Annotated in this window: 14 protein-coding genes; 3 read left to right on the top strand and 11 right to left on the bottom strand. The window is 38.0% G+C overall.

Features of this window, described 5'->3' with window-relative positions:
- Positions 1-133: 133 nt before the first annotated feature.
- The 9 genes from IM450_RS12420 to IM450_RS12460 form a co-directional block, all read right to left on the bottom strand.
- The gene (locus tag IM450_RS12420) at positions 134-1,114 is read right to left on the bottom strand and encodes a DUF3616 domain-containing protein (RefSeq protein WP_287670154.1); all 981 of its coding nucleotides are present in this window, start codon (positions 1,112-1,114) and stop codon (positions 134-136) included.
- 149 nt (positions 1,115-1,263) lie between these two features.
- Entirely contained in the window at positions 1,264-2,166 is a 903-nt protein-coding gene (locus IM450_RS12425; protein WP_287670156.1) for a hypothetical protein, read from the bottom strand.
- 157 nt (positions 2,167-2,323) lie between these two features.
- Entirely contained in the window at positions 2,324-3,808 is a 1,485-nt protein-coding gene (locus tag IM450_RS12430) for a hypothetical protein (protein ID WP_287670158.1), read from the bottom strand.
- A 138-nt stretch (positions 3,809-3,946) separates the two neighbouring features.
- Positions 3,947-4,855: a hypothetical protein gene (locus tag IM450_RS12435; RefSeq protein ID WP_287670160.1), complete on the bottom strand. Its 909-nt coding sequence runs from the start codon at positions 4,853-4,855 to the stop codon at positions 3,947-3,949.
- A gap of 141 nt (positions 4,856-4,996) precedes the next feature.
- Complete coding sequence (locus IM450_RS12440) at positions 4,997-5,812, bottom strand: LysM peptidoglycan-binding domain-containing protein (protein ID WP_002776147.1); 816 nt, start codon at positions 5,810-5,812, stop codon at positions 4,997-4,999.
- 27 nt (positions 5,813-5,839) lie between these two features.
- Positions 5,840-6,742 (bottom strand): N-acetylmuramoyl-L-alanine amidase, encoded by a 903-nt coding sequence (locus tag IM450_RS12445; RefSeq protein ID WP_002750573.1) that lies wholly within the window; start codon positions 6,740-6,742, stop codon positions 5,840-5,842.
- A 49-nt stretch (positions 6,743-6,791) separates the two neighbouring features.
- Positions 6,792-8,342, bottom strand: coding sequence for a glucosaminidase domain-containing protein (locus tag IM450_RS12450; RefSeq protein ID WP_002776145.1), 1,551 nt, complete (start codon positions 8,340-8,342; stop codon positions 6,792-6,794).
- A gap of 85 nt (positions 8,343-8,427) precedes the next feature.
- Positions 8,428-9,186 (bottom strand): N-acetylmuramoyl-L-alanine amidase, encoded by a 759-nt coding sequence (locus IM450_RS12455; protein ID WP_287670169.1) that lies wholly within the window; start codon positions 9,184-9,186, stop codon positions 8,428-8,430.
- 404 nt (positions 9,187-9,590) lie between these two features.
- Positions 9,591-10,937, bottom strand: a complete 1,347-nt coding sequence (locus tag IM450_RS12460; protein ID WP_287670171.1) for a glycoside hydrolase family 10 protein — start codon at positions 10,935-10,937, stop codon at positions 9,591-9,593.
- Between the two features lie 837 nt (positions 10,938-11,774).
- Here IM450_RS12460 and IM450_RS12465 point away from each other — a divergent pair.
- The 3 genes from IM450_RS12465 (at position 11,775) to IM450_RS12475 (ending at position 16,090) form a co-directional block, all read left to right on the top strand.
- Positions 11,775-13,214, top strand: a complete 1,440-nt coding sequence (locus tag IM450_RS12465; protein ID WP_002736280.1) for a sensor histidine kinase — start codon at positions 11,775-11,777, stop codon at positions 13,212-13,214.
- A 92-nt stretch (positions 13,215-13,306) separates the two neighbouring features.
- A complete protein-coding gene (locus tag IM450_RS12470; RefSeq protein WP_002776142.1) occupies positions 13,307-14,404 on the top strand; it encodes a saccharopine dehydrogenase family protein in 1,098 nt (365 codons plus the stop codon).
- Between the two features lie 3 nt (positions 14,405-14,407).
- Positions 14,408-16,090 carry a mechanosensitive ion channel family protein gene (locus tag IM450_RS12475; RefSeq protein WP_002776141.1) on the top strand — a complete coding sequence of 561 codons (1,683 nt, stop codon included), beginning with the start codon at positions 14,408-14,410 and terminating at the stop codon, positions 16,088-16,090.
- On the opposite strand, the gene IM450_RS12480 is transcribed toward IM450_RS12475, so the two are convergent.
- Positions 16,017-16,520 carry a hydrogenase maturation protease gene (locus IM450_RS12480; protein WP_287670175.1) on the bottom strand — a complete coding sequence of 168 codons (504 nt, stop codon included), beginning with the start codon at positions 16,518-16,520 and terminating at the stop codon, positions 16,017-16,019. The two genes, IM450_RS12475 and IM450_RS12480, sit on opposite strands and share 74 nt — an antisense overlap.
- A gap of 425 nt (positions 16,521-16,945) precedes the next feature.
- Positions 16,946-17,437, bottom strand: coding sequence for a GNAT family N-acetyltransferase (locus tag IM450_RS12485; RefSeq protein WP_002735254.1), 492 nt, complete (start codon positions 17,435-17,437; stop codon positions 16,946-16,948).
- Between the last annotated feature and the right edge of the window lie 13 nt (positions 17,438-17,450).

The raw sequence follows: 17,450 nt of genomic DNA on the forward strand, positions 1-17,450 counted from the left end.
AGAGGGATGTCTAATTATATCAATTCTCCAAAATCCGGCTACAAGAGTTTGATCTCCCTACCTTCGTCTCCCTTAAAAAGGGGAACTTAAATTCGATAATTCGATCTGTAGTTTTTATGGGTGAGAATTGGTATTAATTAACTTTTACCCAAATACTGCGGAAATATTTTTCGGAATTATTTTTATCGGGAATCTTTTTACAGGGAGTATTACCAACTCGCTCGATTGTACCATCATCGCTTAAAATCTGAAAGCGATCTTGGAAATGGGGATAAAACAACAAAGCTTCTGGACGAAACCCGTCAGGGAATTGCAGTGATTCTATCTTTTCTGGTGCATCTTCTTTTTTTCCTGACCAAGTATAGAAAACAAATTGATCGCCTCCATGAAATTTTCCGGCAATAATTAAATATACTTCTAAAGCTGGCCAAAATTCAATGCTACGAATTCCTAATCCTCCCAAATCTAGCAGGATAGGATCACCAAATTCAGCTTTAGCTGTGGTTGAATTAGTAACTAAACTCTTGGGATTTTTTAGGGGTAATAAAAGAGCTTTACTGTTGGGGACAGGATTACGAAAACCGATTAAGATATTTCCGTCTGGAGTTGCCGTTAAACCTTCAATATTTAATCCTCCTTCAGCTTTGGGAGCTTTGGTTTCTGCTGTTTTGAAATCAAATATTTTAGCCAATTGAGAGTCTTCGATAATATCGCGCAAGACTAACTGAGTATAAGACTCACCCTCTTGAACTATACTAGAGCCGTCATCGGTAATTTTACTAGCAAAAAATTGATGACGAGGGAGTTCTCGTTCAGCATCTTTATTGCGTCCATGGGAAGTAATCCAATAGATTATGTCATTTAGTACAGTTACCCCCTCCAAGTCGATTTCTTTATTTTCAGGATTGTTTTTCAGCCAACTATTAATGTCAATTGTTTCCAGTGCTTTTCCCGACTCTTGAGAGGAATAAATCCAGAGAAAATTACCTAATTTTGGATCGGCCTCATCATTACCAACAACAAATTTATTTTCTCCTAAAGCAGTGGCGGCAGAAGCATCACAAATTCCTTGATGTTTGATTTCTTGGATAATAGAAAATTTGAGAGATTGCATGATTGTATTCTCCTTGTTAACTGGAAAAGTGAGGACTAAGAAAATTATAGGCGATAGAGGAGAAAAAGACAAGAAATGACTAGAAATAATCTGAGAAAGGACTGGTTTGAGGATTGATTGAAAATCTTTAAGGTGACAAACATAGTTATTTATTTCTGAGTATTAGGTAATATGGGTTTACCAGTATTACGCACATTGATAAACTTCCCTAAAATATCAAACCAAAAAGGTGCGCCCATCGCCACGGCTACTCCTGTCATTAGCCAGCCAAAGATAGCTTGTAACAAGCCATTTTGTTCTTTTATTTGTTCACCATTAAACCATCCTTTTTCATTCCAACCAATTGGCAAAGGTTGATTAATTTTTTCTAAATCCTTGACACTAACTTGTAATTTTTCTTTACATTTAGCTACTTTGGTGGGATCAGCTTGAGCATCTTTAAAACAAGGTTCATTATTTTTAATAACTTCTGTCGCTACCTGATTAATTCCCTGTCTTAAATTGGGATTTTTGGATAGTTGCTCAATGACATAAAAGCTGTCAATATTGAGCAAGGCAGCCGCTAAAAAACCAAAAGCAAAAGATACCCCCTTGGCATTTCTTTTATATACTCCCGATGTTCGCTCCATAATTTGAGTAAAAGTGTTGGCTATTTCATCAATAAAATTCTCCAGAGTTGGATTGTCATGTTTGAGTTTGGTACTATAACCTATTTCTATCAATCTGTCAATCGCTAATTTGTCTATTTTAGAGAAATCGGAAATACTAGCTAATTTCTTAAAGATTCCTGTTTTTTCTTCAACAAGATTTTTTCCTAAAAAATCCGCTTTTAATAATTTTTCATTATCTGAAAGTTGACTATTAACTAGACTAATTAGGGACGCTGCCAAAACCTTTGGTTCAACATAGGAAGGACCAGCTGACTTCCCCAAATTAGTGTATTGATTTAAACTTGATAATAACGATCCATTATTGTACAAAGATTTGACCGTCTCTTTCCCCAAGAATATTTCTAGGGCTTGTTTTAAATTTTTAGCCCGAAATTCTAGCAAGGCGGCTAATTGTTCCTGTAATTCGGAGATAATAAGGCTGGAAGTTAAGTAGATAAAAATTAGAGCAACAATAATTTCGAGAAGGGTTCCTAGGTTCATTTTTAAGACCTCACTATTGATTTTACAAGTTTTTGTTTTTAGTTATGACCAAAGCAAATTAAGCCAATTCTTCAGTTAAAATACGTCGAACTATTTCAGTAACAGCGGCGGCTAAATTGGTATCTCTCCCATCAAAATCAGCAGAAACTGGACTCGGACAACGTAAAGATAAGGCGAAAGTTCTTAATTTTGCAGGAGTAAAACGTCGATCAACAAATTTAACAAATACGGTATAAGTCATTGACCCAGAAGTGGCAGATACGTTTCCCCAACCTACTTTTGAAATAATCACTGGTTCACTGATAATATTCATAACTCCCAAGGTTTCAAAAGCTACATCTACATATCGTGCTGTATCATGACCCATTGCCCGAACTATGCTTTCTAAACTTTTCCATTGGGCTGAGGGAAGTTTGGCATTATTGGGTAAATGTAAATGCCAACCTAGCATGGAAATTAGGCGTACCAGATCATATGCTGACAGGGAATTTGTTGAAGTAGCTGCACCAACAGACCCAGAAGATAAGACAATATTTCCAGTCGTTGTGTCTTTAATTCTTGCAGGAGAAATTAAGGGGTCTTCTCGATAGGAACCAGTAAAATTTAGATTACTACTTCCTGTTTGTGTTTCAATCCATTTACTTAAAACTTCTCTTTTACTAAAGCTTTTAAATAAAGCACCAATACGATTGGAAGATAGTCCCTGATAACTCACCATATCTCTTACTAAATCATTAAATCGGTTTTCAGGGGACTCAATCACACAATCATCAATATCTGTATTAATTGAGTTTTGATTAATTTGACAAACTGTATTCAAAACGCCAATAAATTTAGTGGTACTCCACCATAAAGCAACAGGTGTTAGGGCATCTTTTCCTAACCATCGGGCTTTAATCGTGCTACTACTATCTTTAAAACTTCCGATACAAAGACAAGCATGAGAGATATTACTAGGAAGAAAACTTAAACCTGTACTGTCAATATTAGGCTGTTTTCCTTGATTGGGATAGTCATTAAAATTAACGGTTCTACCATCAGAAAGAGTGAAACTATCACCATAAGAAATTAGGGAGGTTCCGTCGGGTTTTTGGGTTAAAAAATTTGGATAATTAACGATAAATGGTTTGAAAGGAGATTGCTCAATACTTCGAGATACAAAAGCAGAAGGAGGGGTGTTTTTATTAATAATGGGTGATCTGGTTTGAATTTGTTGAAGACGGGTAAGAATTGAATTTTGAGTAGCTGTTTGAAGAACAGATTCAACTTGCTTTATCGTTAATAACTTTTGGGCAATCTCTTGATTGATAGCTAGGGTATCGGAGGGAATGGGAAGACTCCCAATTTTTTTACAGAAATCAATTAATCCAGTCCAAGAAAAACTACTTGATTCTCCCAAATCTCCATCAATCCAACCGCCGCCAGGGTAAAATCCTAGGTTAGCGAGTTTAGTTTGAATTTCTATTACTAACCCTTTGTCCGTTTTTAGTTTGGAACGGTTTAGGGTTTTGTTATCGTTGATAATGTCTTGTAATGTAGCCATAATTTTGTCCTTGAAAGTTAGAGAAATTAGGAAGGGATGGGAAAAGCATTAGAGCAGATTTTTAATAACAACAAATCTTAGATAAATTCCTGCAATAGTTAGTAGTAATTATCTCAAATATTTGTTTATAATTAACTCCTAAGAACGAATTTCAGTTAAAATGTCATTAAGTTGTTTTGACCACTGGTCTAGGTTAAAATTCTGGGGGTCATCATGTCCACCCTGTACGATTTGATCAAGAACAACATGAAAAGCAGGAATTAACCATTTTCCGCGCCGTACACTGGCCGCAACATAAACAACTGCTAGGCGATCTAATTGGGCTTTGGTAAACCCGGGATCGGGCGATTTAGCATCATTTTTTGTCGGTGGAGAACACTGTATTTGACCAGCATTTGGTTGACATTTTCTAGGTTGAACTAATTCAACTGCTAAGAATAAACCCTTACATTTATTCACCCCACAAAATTGATCCGATTCTCGTTTTGTAGAACGCCAAGGAATATTAAAATCCTTACGAGTGACGGAATCTCCCACTCGATTAATAATGATATGGGCGGGAGAATTGTCGCCACTACCATATTGATTGAAGTTGTTAAACCTCCAACTAGCTTCATTAATATTATTGGGAAAGGGATCATTTACAAAATTAGGGGTACTGGTATCATGAATAATAAAATAACGAGCCAATTCTGCGCTGGGATTATTATTATTGGTTCGTGAGACAGGGTTATCTAATGAACCGCCAATGTCTGCTTCGTTAATTCCTTGAGCTTGTAGATATCGTCTTAATTGCTCTTTACTGATATCGATGGTGGGTCTAGTTAAGAGTTGATCGAACGGAGCAGGTAAACTGGTTAAAGTTGGTCCTACATTCCCAAAAATCTTGGGTTGACGCAATAAACATTTAGCCTGATCGATAGAAGAAATCTGAGAAGTCGGTACTATTTGACAAACGGTTTGAGCTTGGATTTTTGCTTGAAAAAATAAGATTATTACTAAAGTAAATCCAAAGATCATGAATCGCTGAAAAATCTTGAATAACACAGCTTTACCACTCCTTGAAATCTTGAAATAAATAGAAAGACAAATTTCTTCTAACTAGATAACTGGACATGACTGACTAAAATTGATTCTTGAGGGCTGCAAACTGAATTGATGATCAGAACCCCAAGAAAGCCAAGGAAATCAAGCTAGATAAAATTGTTGATAGCCGACGCTAACAGGTGTGGTGGTTCCTTGCAAAACAAAGACTGCATCGTTAAAGAATTTAATAAAGCGATCGCAATGTGCGGAAGTACCAATGGGAAATTGACGCATTCGCCAACGATTATTGGAATTTTTGTTTTCAAATAGAGAACCAGCATTATAAGCACAGGCAACTTTGGGCGGATCTAACAAAGTTTTCAAGCGTTGATCGGCAATAAATGACGTTCCTGCTTTAATAGAAATACTGGCATTTTTTAAGTCATCTCGATCGATGGTTGAATTATGTAATGTACCTCTGGCCGTAGAAATTAATGTTTGCATTAAGCCAACACTGATCAAATGAGGGGTGATAGAATCAGATACATAACCCGGTTCTTTGCGGATAGCGTCTGCTTTTCCGTTCGATTCTGTGGCAATGGTGGCAATAATAATTACTGCTGGCACATTAAAATGTTTTGACCATTGATTAATTTCATCAGAAAAATTATTCCAAATTTTAGTAGCAGTCGCCGGTTGACCACTGGTTCGCTCAATGCCGCTACCTTCAATTTCCACTCCATCTTCTGCCAATCGCCAGCGTACACTATTAGGAAAAGCCCGATGAAAATCTTTTAGGGGATTATTGTCATTGTCATCGGCAAGCTCGGGAATTTCTAAAACTTGTCCCACGGAAATTTGATTAGGATTGGCAATATCATTGGCTTCTTGAATTACCACAAATTTTGAAGCATCACCATAAAATTTTAAAGCAATTCCTCTGAGGGTATCTCCCGATTTAATCGTGTAGGTTTGCATAAAATCATCTCCTGATGTTATCGATCTTTACTCAATTGTTACTGTCCGAGTTGTGCCATCCCAAGTTACAGAAAGATTTAGTGCTTGTGCCAAATCTACTATTTTCACAAAGCCGAATTGTTCAATTTTCTTGATGATTTCTTGTTGGCTAGTTCCATCGGTAATATCCATCGGTTTATTGCTGTGTTCAATCAGCAAAAATCCTAAGGATTTTGCTTCTTCTCCATCAGCAAATTTTAATTCCATCACTTCTTGATCATTGGCAGTAATAATTTGCCAATTAAAAGTATCTAGCAAAGGACGAATCTTGACGATACTTTTTTCATTAAATATCTGCGCTTCTCGGAAGGGTTTTCCTTGAACAACTGCTGTGATACTAGCCGGAGTTTCCACTAAACCAGAAACGCCCGTTAATTTGGTTTTGACTAGGGTTCTAAATTGATCTCCCACCTGTCTTTTACTTAAAGATGTATCCCAGGGTAAAACCATTGGATCCCATTTTCCGCGTTGGGGTTTATTAGGAAACTCACGTTCTACTTCTCCATGACCTAAAACGGTTTTAGCTGTTACTTCAATATCGTAAAAATCACATAGTTCTGCTACTACCTGCGCCATGGTTTTCCATTGGGTTTGTGTCATCGGAAAACTTCCTTCTTTAAATGGTTTTTCCACCGCACCACTCATACAACAGACGCTAACTCCGATTGAACCCGTACCAAACAGTGCCGTATGAGCCGCATAAACATTATCTGCGGTAGAAACATTATCTTTAATTGAGTGAGTTCCTCGCACTAACTTACCATCATCTTCGATTAAAATATGATAATGAGATTTATCGTTGCTAGATGCTTTATGTCCCCCTGCTGTCCAGTGAATAATGATTCTTTTCATCGAACAGTTAGGCATCCATGCTGTCGGTACAATTCCCATAGTTTTTACCTCTCAATTATTGAATTATCTGGTTATTTAATCAATTAAACTAAGCTCTCACGGGAGGGCGAATAGCAAAGTGAATGTGGTTATCATGACCAGGAGCAAAATTGCATAGTTTTTGTCCCAAAAAAGTTTCATCTTTCAGGGTCGCATCATTAAAAAACACTTGACTAACCAGTTTTTGTCGTCGCATGGCTTTAATCAGAGCGCGTGCTGCGGTTCGGTCAAAATTGTCACTTTCCCAAGTCATTCCGCCATGTTGTCCATCCGTGCGCGGAAGCCTTACATCACACATTAAACCCGTTTCATGGCCTGCGTGTTGGGGGGTGTCTCCTCCTGTGGGTTTACTAACATCATTAATAGAAAAAGCGGCACTACTAGGATTAGAAACTCGGAATGTATTATGATAGTCAGCAGCAATTTCTAAGATGGCATCTGCTAACCAACTTGTTCCAAAATCATGATCATCATTGGTTTGATTTTTCTCATGATTAATTAAGCTAATAGAAGGATTACTATCGGGCATGGTTTGCCAACGAGGTGCATTGGCCGCTTCTAACCATTTCTGAGTGGTATTGTCCACATCTATTCGTCCATCTCCACCTAGAGTTTCTCTCCCTGCAATAATCGATTGAAATAATTTAATAGCAAGAATGAAACCTGTATTCAAGGCTGCACTATTAGGATCACCGACAAAAGTATAGCCGAGGGAATGTAATCGCTGTTTAACCGCAATCTTATCGGCTGTTCGGTTGATTCCTCCTAATCCGACACTTCCCGTTAAATTCAGGGTAACTGCACCTGTTGCCTTCGGTGGAGAAGCCTTGATTTTGATTTCTACACTTTGATTATCAATGGCTATTTTAACAATGCGATCGCCTGCTTGTAAGAAGACAAATTCGGCTTTCCATTCTCCTCCTTCTTCTATTTTAATATCATCTAGGGGGAATTGATTATCAATTAAAACGGTGAGTTTTTTGCCTTTGTCGGCAGCGGCGGCGGTTCCTTCAATCCGAAAACTTTGTCCCACTTCCACTTCCTTGGGAAAACTGGTTACTTGTAAGGTATCAGGGAGTGGTGGAATAACAATTCCGTTGGCTTTTGCTAGTAAAGTCCTCGCTTCGGGAACAAGTTTTAACACTTTGCTTACATAACTTATATCTGCAGCAAAGCCTTTACTTTGAATAAAACCGATAAAGTTTTCAGGAGTTTGAGTATTTTCTTCTAATCCTTTATAGGGTTCACGGGTTAAAAATTTCCAATAACCTCGCAGAAAATTGTCAATATCCGTGAATAAACAAAAGTCCATCGCTTCCGATTCAGAAGGTACTTTAATCGATTTAGGAGTAGCAAAGGGAGTCATTTCGTTGCGCCATTTTAAACCGGCGAAGTTTTTCTGTTCCTCGGCTAGTTTACTGGTGGCTCTGGCGGACTCTAATAGCCATTGAGCGAGAGAAACTTCTTTTAAATGACTAAAATGATCGGGAGGAATTGCAGTTAAGTTAACTTGCCGATTATTGGTAGCGTCAACTTCTCGAAAAATTATGGACAAATCAGCTTGAGCATATCGTTGAACTAAGTCATCTAGTAAAGCCATTGCTTTCTCCTGTGAGCGGTAGAGAATTAATTATTTCCCTGATATATTTCCCTTTATTTTGAGAAATATATCGAGAAATTTCTGTCTATTGCACGAACTTGGCAAATTCCTCAAAAATGAAATGTTCATCTCGATTAGCCTGACTTTTATCAGGCCATTTCACCCAAAAATGTCTTTCTTCCAAGCGCACATCGAACACGGCATAATCTCCCGGTTCAATCTCAACTAAAGTACTTGCCTCTAATTCAGAGGATTGTTCTGTGGAGGGTTTAAGAACAGTTTTTTGAGTAATTCTTAGGGTAGCTGGCTCTGGTGTGGAGTTGTCATCAGCATCCCCAATTAAACCAACTTTAATCGCTTCTGCCATCTTTTCTGCATCAAAAAGATCCATGTCTGCTTGGGAATCCACAAAGCAACATTCAATTAAAATTGCTGGCATTGAAGTATTTACCAACACAGAAAAACGGGTATTTTTTACTCCTCTATTTTTAAATCCTAGCTTGACAATTTCCGTCAAAACTGATTTAGCGATCGCTTGAGAAGTTTGACTAATACCATAAACCTCCGATCCCATTGCCTTGGTGGTGAGTTGAAAGGCATTAAAGTGAATAGAAACAAAAATATCAACGTTATTACTATTGGCTTTATTGGCTCTTTTTCGCAAAGAATCATTAAGACTAACGGCACTGGTCGGGGTGCAGTTAATTACTGAATGACCCGCTGCGGCTAATTTAGCAATTAGCCGAGTACCCACCTCTTTAATGACAACATCTTCCTGTCTAACTCCCGATGCGCCAATGTCATGAGGTGGGCAATTATGACCCATATCAATCCCAAATTTCATCTGTATACCTCCAGTTTCTTTAATGTTTATTTATTGATCAATTTCTCTGAATATACTCTACCTCAATTGAACTAATAAAAATCATATTTTTACAAAAATTTACTATTGTTTTATAGCAATTTTTACTAGAAAGTTTGGCAGCAATAATGCTATTCTAAATTAAGCTTTAGAATAGCAATACAATCAATTATTTTTCTTAACCATTAACTTGACTCCTTGTAGCTTTTAGCGTATCAGAGACTAAAGCGGGCAAGCCATGAAATAGCTTAGTTCCTGTGGCAATACCCAAGGCTGAAAAAACTGCATTTCAAGGATCATTCATCCAACTTTTTAGTTTTTGAAAGAGAAGATTGAGTCATGAATTTAGCTCCTTTTATGGATAATTTTGAATCTCAAAGAATAAATTAAACAAATTGATCGGTAGCAAGAATTTGAGCCAATTTCTTCTCCCTGTCAGCCACGGTTTCTGTGGTGGGAATATGGTCTAATAAACTGCTATAGAAAAAATAGGCAAAACCAGCAAAATCTCGCTCACGAGTCTCCTGAGTTTGTGCTTGAATTAATTGGAAATTTACTCGTCTATCACTGGGTTTTAAACCTGTGAGAATACCGATGACGGTGGGAATATGTTCTCGCGCTGCTTTTACCTCTGATTTATCGATTTCTCTCTCAAAACTCTGGACATCTCCACGATAAGTTTGCAATGCCAGTTCTTCAATTAATCCTTCCTTTTCCCATGCTTCCCAATCAGCTAAAGCATGATCAACAGAAAATCCTAAAGGATTGGGAGAAATGGAGAGAATACAATCGTCTTTTTCCTCTTTAATGGTTTTAAAAATCAATCGCACTAACTGAGTTAACTTCTCCTTACGCCAATCTTTAAATTTCGCTAATTGGGGATTACTTAAGGGACTAACTGAACCAGTTTCCTCTTGAAAAAGTTTGATAGTAAAGGATTCAAACCCCATGCTAAAATCAAAATTTTTAGTACCATTAGGCAAGAATTTTGCGTGATGAATAGCGAAGTGATCATCTAATTGAATACCATCAATTTCATAGTTTTTAACTACTTCACGAATAAGACTAACCCAAAAATCTTTAACTTCAGGATGAGCGGGATTTAAGCGGCAATTTCCATCACCATCAACGGTATTTTTCTGTTGATGAGTAAGCATAAACCAATCTGGTTTTTGGGCAAATAAGGGAGCAGCTGGGGGAACCATTAAACCATATTCAAACCAGGCAATAATCCGAAAGTTATACTTTTCTGTCTGATTAATCTCAATGATTTCTGCTAGTAGATCTCTACCGACTAACTCTTTTTCAAGGTTGACTTTTTTGAGTTTTTCCTTATCGGCAGTGAAAACATTATCAGCAATTTGTGATTGAAAAAACACATAGCCTTTGTTCCAAACTACTAGATAAAGAGTATTAAATCCTAAATTTTTAAGTTTTTCCAACCCAGCTTTTAGGTTATCTTTAGACTTGAGAATATCACTGTCAACATTGGTGAGCCAAACGCCCCGTATTTCTTCTACTTGTACATGATCATCAAAGAAAAATCCCGCTTTCCCCACTGAACCTTGTTCTGCGGCTAACTTGACAGAATAATGATTATTTTGGCGAAAATAAGATTTAATTGGCAGTTTAGTTCCCGCTTTGATTAAGGATTTTTGCCCACTATTGAGGGTTTCAGAAAAAGCTGTGGAAGACTTGAAAAACGTATCCTGAAGAATATGAATGTGCAGCATATTTTTTACTCTCTCTCAGACAAAGGATAAATGAACCTCAAATCCGCAGCATCGACGGGTTCGGAAGACAGACAAGCGCACTTAGTTCTGATTAATTCTCAGAATTTGCTCACGGCGAAATATAGTCAATAACCAAACCCAACTATTGCTCGAAAGTTACCACTACTCAACTGTTTACCTAGCTTGAAAGCAACACTTAAACAGGCAAACCAAGAGCCGATGGTTCCTCCTATTGACGTAATGTCAAGGACAAAGGGTTTGGGAGCAAAGATCGGTTAGTTAGGGAAATCATTTGGGAACAATTTAACTCGCTCTACTATGATAACCATAGATAAACAAAAAAAATACTTAAATGTAACAAAAAAACACATAAGTCGGGAGGTGTAGTTAAATATTAGACTTATCGAGGTTGAATTGAGCTACTAAACCCACAACCAGCATAGGTAATCAACTGGACTAACCTATATTACAAATCATTAAGCCGATTGACAGCCTTTCCGATCAAGACGAAGTGTAACCTAATGGCTCTTCTCGACTTTGTGTGATAATTTTTGCTTATGGAATCGTGAAATACTTATCGGGTAACACTTTTAGGACTATTTTGTCGAAGAGACTATCAGTATAGACCTCGTTTCCACACAGAAACCAGAAGAGCCACCTAATTTGCTATCGACGACCGACTCCCCAAAAGCAAAACTTTGTACCTCACCATTAAGATAACTGTTATCAAAACGCGGATATCACTGCCAATAGAGTTCGGTTTTACCGTTATGGGATGGGCATTAACGGGGGTAATATTCTAGGTAAGGAATTTGTATCTAGTCAGTGATGAAGACGATGTTAAAGGGGTCTTTACCGAAATTAAGCGATATTTTCCCGCCGACTGACCATCAGGACCGGGAAACTTTCACCCCCAATGCTTTTTATCCTAATTTATCGGAATGGCTCAAGCGCTCGCAACTGAAAGCGGAAAGTGAATGGTTCGCAGCGATCGCATCTTTAGAAAATATCTTATTACAAAACCCAAATAATGCCGCCAGTCGGGGTTTAATTCTCTCCGGTCCGACGGCTTTAGTCAGAGAAAGCAAGGCTTTAACGGGTTTTAAATTCGGTGTTTTTACCGTTAAAGCTTTAAAACATTTACAATGGCTGGGTTTGCAATTGCCTTCTCAGGAAAAATCCGCCGCCGATATTTCCCCGACAGAGATTCATGAATTGCCTCTCTTGCCAACGGATCCGATTGCTAATGAAAGATTTTGTCTGGTTTTTAGCGAAAGTTTCGCTCTTTTGCTGGTTTTAGGCGAGGATCAGTGGGGTTTGTCCTCTTTTCAATTTTCCTTTGATCCCGTCCTCACTCAGCAAGCTTGGCAGCAGTTGCGGCAACGATTAGTTAATCTGCGTTATCCGCAAATCGAGACTTTAGAGGCAATTATCGAGGCTAATGGCAGTCCCTCGCCGGATTATCGTCTAGTTAGCCAATTTAGTCGCCAATTACTGCAAAATTTACCCAACCAGCCTAATTTAGACCTGAAAAAAACGAAATCGCCTATCAATGCCGAAATCACTCCGCCAAAGGAAGATAATTCTAATTTAGAATCGGGTTGTGATTTGGAATTATTGCGCGCTTTAACCCACGAAATTCGCACCCCTTTAACCACCATTCGCACCATTACCAGATTATTGTTAAAACGGGCCAAAGTAACGGAAGATGTAGAAAAATATTTAGAAACAATCGATTTAGAATGTAGTGAACAAATTCAGCGCATGGAATTAATTTTCCGAGCCGCAGAATTGGGTATTAATCCTCTGGGAGATAAACCAATTCAATTAATTCCAATTGCTCTAGAAAAAGTCTTTCAAGATAGTATTCCTCGGTGGCAAAAACAGGCTAAACGGCGCAATGTCAATTTAGAAGTTAATGTACCGAAAAAATTGCCTTCGGTAATTAGCGACCCGAATTTATTGGATCAAATGTTAAATGGAGTCGTGGAAAAATGTACTCGCAGTATGGCTAGTGGTGGACTGTTGCAAGTACATATATCAACGGCAGGAAATCAATTAAAAATGCAGTTTCAAACTCAAATAAAATCACCTAATCTTACCCTCAAAGCTTTGGGAAAAGTCCTAATGTTTCAACCAGAAACCGGTAGTTTAAGTCTGAATATGAAGGTGACTAAAAACCTTTTTCAAGCTTTGGGAGGTAAATTGATTGTGCGTGAAAAACCCGAAGAAGGTGAGATTTTAACTATTTTCTTGCCCCTCGGACGCATTAAATAAGTTGGGATTATTCTCAATTTTTCATCTTGTAAAATAGGCAAAATTGCCAAGAGGATGCTATACTAGGGCAACAAATATTATTGATAGTTGCCATGGAAAAAACTGTTTTAATTTTAGGTGGCACCGGTCGCATTGGTCAAAGTGTCGCCCTAGATATTATTAATCATACTTCAGCTAAAGTTATTATCACAGGACGCAAGGAAAAAGCGATTAAATTACTGCCAAGAATGCAGTTTTTGGCTTTGGATTTAGAAGAAATAGACAAGCTTAGACAGGCAATTAAAAAGAGTGATTTAGTTATTCATTGTGCCGGTCCCTTTCATTATCGCGATGGCAGGGTAGTAAAAATTTGCATCGAAGAAAAAGTCAATTATATTGATGTTAGTGATCATCGTTCTTTTTATCAAAAGTTAATTCCCTATCGAGAATTAGCGATAAAAGCGGGAATAACTGCCGTGGTTAATACGGGAATTTTTCCTGGTATTTCTAATAGTATAGTGCGGGAGGGAGTGGAACACTTAGATAGGGTAGAAACGATCCGTTTAAATTATGCCGTAGCCGGTTCAGGAGGTGCGGGATTAACTGTGATGCGGACAACTTTTCTCGGTTTAAAAAAGCCTTTTTTAGCTTGGATTGAGGGAAAATGGCAAGAGATTAAACCCTATACTGCCAGGGAAGTAATTGACTTTCCCGCTCCTTTGGGTAAAACTGGTGTTTATTGGTTTGATATGCCAGAAACCTATACTTTTGCCGAATCTTTTCCAGTGCAAAATGTGATTACAAAATTTGGTTCTATTCCCGATTTTTATAATCATTTAACTTGGATTACTGCCCATATTTTTCCCGATGCTTGGGTAGAAAGTTATCGGGGAATTGAGTTTTTTTCCCAAGTTAGTTATCGCATGACAGAAGTAACCGATAAATTTTCGGGAATTGGGGTGGCAATGTTGGCAAAAGTGGCCGGATGGCAAGGGCAGCAAAAAGCAGTTTATCAAGCAACTATGGTTCACGAGAATACTGCTCAAGCAGCCGGCTGGGGAACTGGCAGCGTGGCAGAATTAATCTTAGCGGCAAAACTCCAAAAAGCTGGGATTTATCCCGTGGAACAGGTGTTATCCACAGAACTATTCCATGCTACGATGAAAAAAAGAGGTATTAAACTCGATCGCTCCTGTACAATTGTGGCTTAGAAGATGAAAAAAATCTGGCGTTACCTAGGACTGTTTAGTTTAGTTTTGTTACTGACTTTATCCCCTATCTTCATGATAGCAGCCCAGAATAATCCTGCTAAACAGGGACAGGAAACACCCCTGGAAACTTTGGGAGAAGTTTTTCCCGTCATGCTTGATAATCAAGAACTTTTTACGATTCGGCAGGGAATAGGTTCTTTTTCAGCGCAAGAAAGAGCGAAATCGATTACAGACAGAATTGAAAAAATTGCCGATGACGATGCTCTTTCTCCTGAAGATTTAACTATAAAAATTGATCCTGAAGACAAAAACCCTTCGATTATTTTGGGAGATACGGTTATTGCTACTATTACTTCTAAAGATGCCAAATTACAGGCGGTCAGTCAAGAAGTATTGGCCGAACGAGCTTTAGCAAAGATTAAAGCGGCCATTGTCCGTTATCGTCAAGAACGTCAACCGGATAACCTCTTAAAAGATGCAGTTTTGACGGTAAGTGCTACCTTGGCCACGGTCTTAATTTTCTGGGTAATAATTTTTATATCTTCGCGGGTTTTTCCCCAGATTCAGAGGTTAATCACCTCCCTAGTTCCTGGGGTCGTATTCCAAAATTTTGAGATTATTAGTTCCCAGACAATAGGAATTTTTTCCCTAAGAGTTTTGCAATTTATCCGCACTCTAATTATTTTAACTATTCTCTATTTTTATTTAACTTTTGTCCTTCGTCTTTTTCCCTGGACTAGAAAATTTGGTGATGGTTTTCTGCAATACTTTTTTAGTGCTTTAGAAGTTGTTTCCCAAGAGATAGCAAAATATTTACCCAGTATTTTTATCATACTGCTAATTATTTTTATAACTCACTATCTGTTGAGAGCAATTAAACCATTTTTCACTGGATTGGAAAGAGAAAATTTAGTAATTAATGGTTTCTATCCCGATTGGGCAAAACCAACCTATAATTTACTGTCACTGCTGATAATTGCCTTAGCTATAGTCATCGCTTTTCCCTATCTACCCGGATTTAATTCTCCTGCTTTTCAGGGGGTGTCGGTATTTTTAGGGGTACTATTTTCCTTGGGTTCCACCTCTGCTATTGCTAACGTGGTGGGGGGAATTATCCTCATCTATACCCGCTCTTTTCAACTAGGAGATAAAATTTCTATTGGTGATGTTATTGGAGATGTGATTGAAAAAGGATTATTAGTCACCCGTATTCGCACACCAGCTAATAGAATTATCACGATTCCTAATTCATCGCTGTTAAACACTAATGTGATTAACTTTAGTGTCTCTCAAAGGGAATTCAAACAGCCTTTAATTTTGCAAACCACAGTCACTCTCGGTTATGATTTACCTTGGCGTAAGGTTCACGCAACCCTGAAAGAAGCAGCCTTAGCCACCCAATTTATTGTCTCAGAACCTGCTCCTTTTGTCTTGCAAACCAGTCTCGATGATTTTTATGTCAGCTATCAGCTAAATGCCTACACCGATCATCCTAACAAAATGGTGTATATTTATTCTGAATTACACCAAAATATTCAGGATAAATGTAACGAAGTCGGTATCGAAATTATGTCTCCTCACTACAAGGCTCTCCGGGATGGCAATCACAGCACTATTCCTGAAAATTATCTGCCGGAAGATTATCAAAGTCCTGCTTTTGGTATTCAGTCAAATCCTCAGAAGTAATAATTTTACTAATAGCTTTAATCGCATTTGTCAAGCCCTTTTGAGTTATTGTTGATAATTCTTCACCAAATTCACAATTAATAGCAGGAATAAATATTCCCCAGGCCCTGGGAGTTTGTTGATAAATTGCTTGAGTTAATGCTAATAAAGAAGCGGGACTTTCTGCATGACCTAAATTATTCCATTCGGTAACTGCCGCTAATTTTTCTATCCAGATACCGGTTTGATTAGATAATACTGCATCAACAAAAATAACTAGGGAAGCATCAGCTATATCCGCCGCTAACTCAGGAGTCAATTGATGGGTAGCGATGACTTGCACATTAGGCAAATTCTCCTGGGCGATAATTTCGGCTATTCTCACTCCCACTCCGTCATCATTTCTTAAAGTATTACCGTAACCGATGAGCAGTATTTTAAAATTATTCATGGTTAAATAGAGGGAACAGGAGTTGGAAACTTAAGTAGCTGGTTATAATTAAATTAAAAATAGATTTTAGGTTTGATCCCCCCTGCCCCCCTTGATAAGGGGGGTGCCGATAGGCGGGGGGATCTGAAAGTTTTTAATACCTACCTACTTAAGTATAGGATATCTGGGATGCTCTCGATACAGAGCTTAACCTAATCGATTTATCTACTTCGATGCTCCGCTACTTCCCTAAACCTTTTAAACAGGATTTAGTATTAGAAGTATGTTGTCTTGGCATTTTGTGTGTTAATTTAGCATAAAGAGTAAGGAAGGGCCATGAAGACTATCTCTTTTCTCTCACCCAGAAATCATCTCTAGGCGAACCAGAAAATGCTGATATTCAATTAAGTCTAGAATTTAGTCTAGCTATGGGGAGAATTGCCTATTTAAGCGACTTTTTTCCCTAAAATGACTACATCAGCCAGAAAATCGTCTAGAGCGGCAATTTGGGGTAAATAACCCCATCGTTGAAAGCCGAATTTTTCAAAGAGACGAATACTGGCCTGATTGTGGGCAAAAATAATACAGATAAGATTAGATATACCCAATTTCGGACAGCAATTCAGGGCATATTCTACTAATAATTTACCGATTCCACGACCTTGATAATCGGGGGAAATATATAAACTAACCTCTGCCGTTTTTTGGTAAGCGACACGACCATAAAACATCTGTAAACTTAGCCAACCCACCACCCGACCTTCGATCGCTATTACCCAAATGGGATACTGTTCAGGATCGTGCTTTTTAAACCATTCTCGCCGACTTTCGAGGGAAATAGGCTTTAAATCTGCGGTTGCCTTGCGAGTGGGAACAGCAGCATTATAAATCTCGATAATTGTTGGTAAATCTGTTTCTTTAGCCTCGCGAATAATCATAGAATATCAAGTA

It is taken from the genome of Microcystis sp. M083S1 (assembly GCF_020246405.1).
Taxonomy (GTDB): Bacteria; Cyanobacteriota; Cyanobacteriia; order Cyanobacteriales; family Microcystaceae; genus Microcystis; species Microcystis aeruginosa_C.

Coding starts and splice junctions, on each gene's coding strand:
- IM450_RS12470 (WP_002776142.1), top strand. CDS start 13,307: ATGGAAAAAACTGTTTTAATTTTAGGTGGCACCGGTCGCATTGGTCAA.
- IM450_RS12445 (WP_002750573.1), bottom strand. CDS start 6,742: ATGGGAATTGTACCGACAGCATGGATGCCTAACTGTTCGATGAAAAGA.
- IM450_RS12465 (WP_002736280.1), top strand. CDS start 11,775: ATGTTAAAGGGGTCTTTACCGAAATTAAGCGATATTTTCCCGCCGACT.
- IM450_RS12480 (WP_287670175.1), bottom strand. CDS start 16,520: ATGAATAATTTTAAAATACTGCTCATCGGTTACGGTAATACTTTAAGA.
- IM450_RS12450 (WP_002776145.1), bottom strand. CDS start 8,342: ATGGCTTTACTAGATGACTTAGTTCAACGATATGCTCAAGCTGATTTG.
- IM450_RS12420 (WP_287670154.1), bottom strand. CDS start 1,114: ATGCAATCTCTCAAATTTTCTATTATCCAAGAAATCAAACATCAAGGA.
- IM450_RS12455 (WP_287670169.1), bottom strand. CDS start 9,186: ATGAAATTTGGGATTGATATGGGTCATAATTGCCCACCTCATGACATT.
- IM450_RS12440 (WP_002776147.1), bottom strand. CDS start 5,812: ATGCAAACCTACACGATTAAATCGGGAGATACCCTCAGAGGAATTGCT.
- IM450_RS12430 (WP_287670158.1), bottom strand. CDS start 3,808: ATGGCTACATTACAAGACATTATCAACGATAACAAAACCCTAAACCGT.
- IM450_RS12460 (WP_287670171.1), bottom strand. CDS start 10,937: ATGCTGCACATTCATATTCTTCAGGATACGTTTTTCAAGTCTTCCACA.
- IM450_RS12485 (WP_002735254.1), bottom strand. CDS start 17,437: ATGATTATTCGCGAGGCTAAAGAAACAGATTTACCAACAATTATCGAG.
- IM450_RS12475 (WP_002776141.1), top strand. CDS start 14,408: ATGAAAAAAATCTGGCGTTACCTAGGACTGTTTAGTTTAGTTTTGTTA.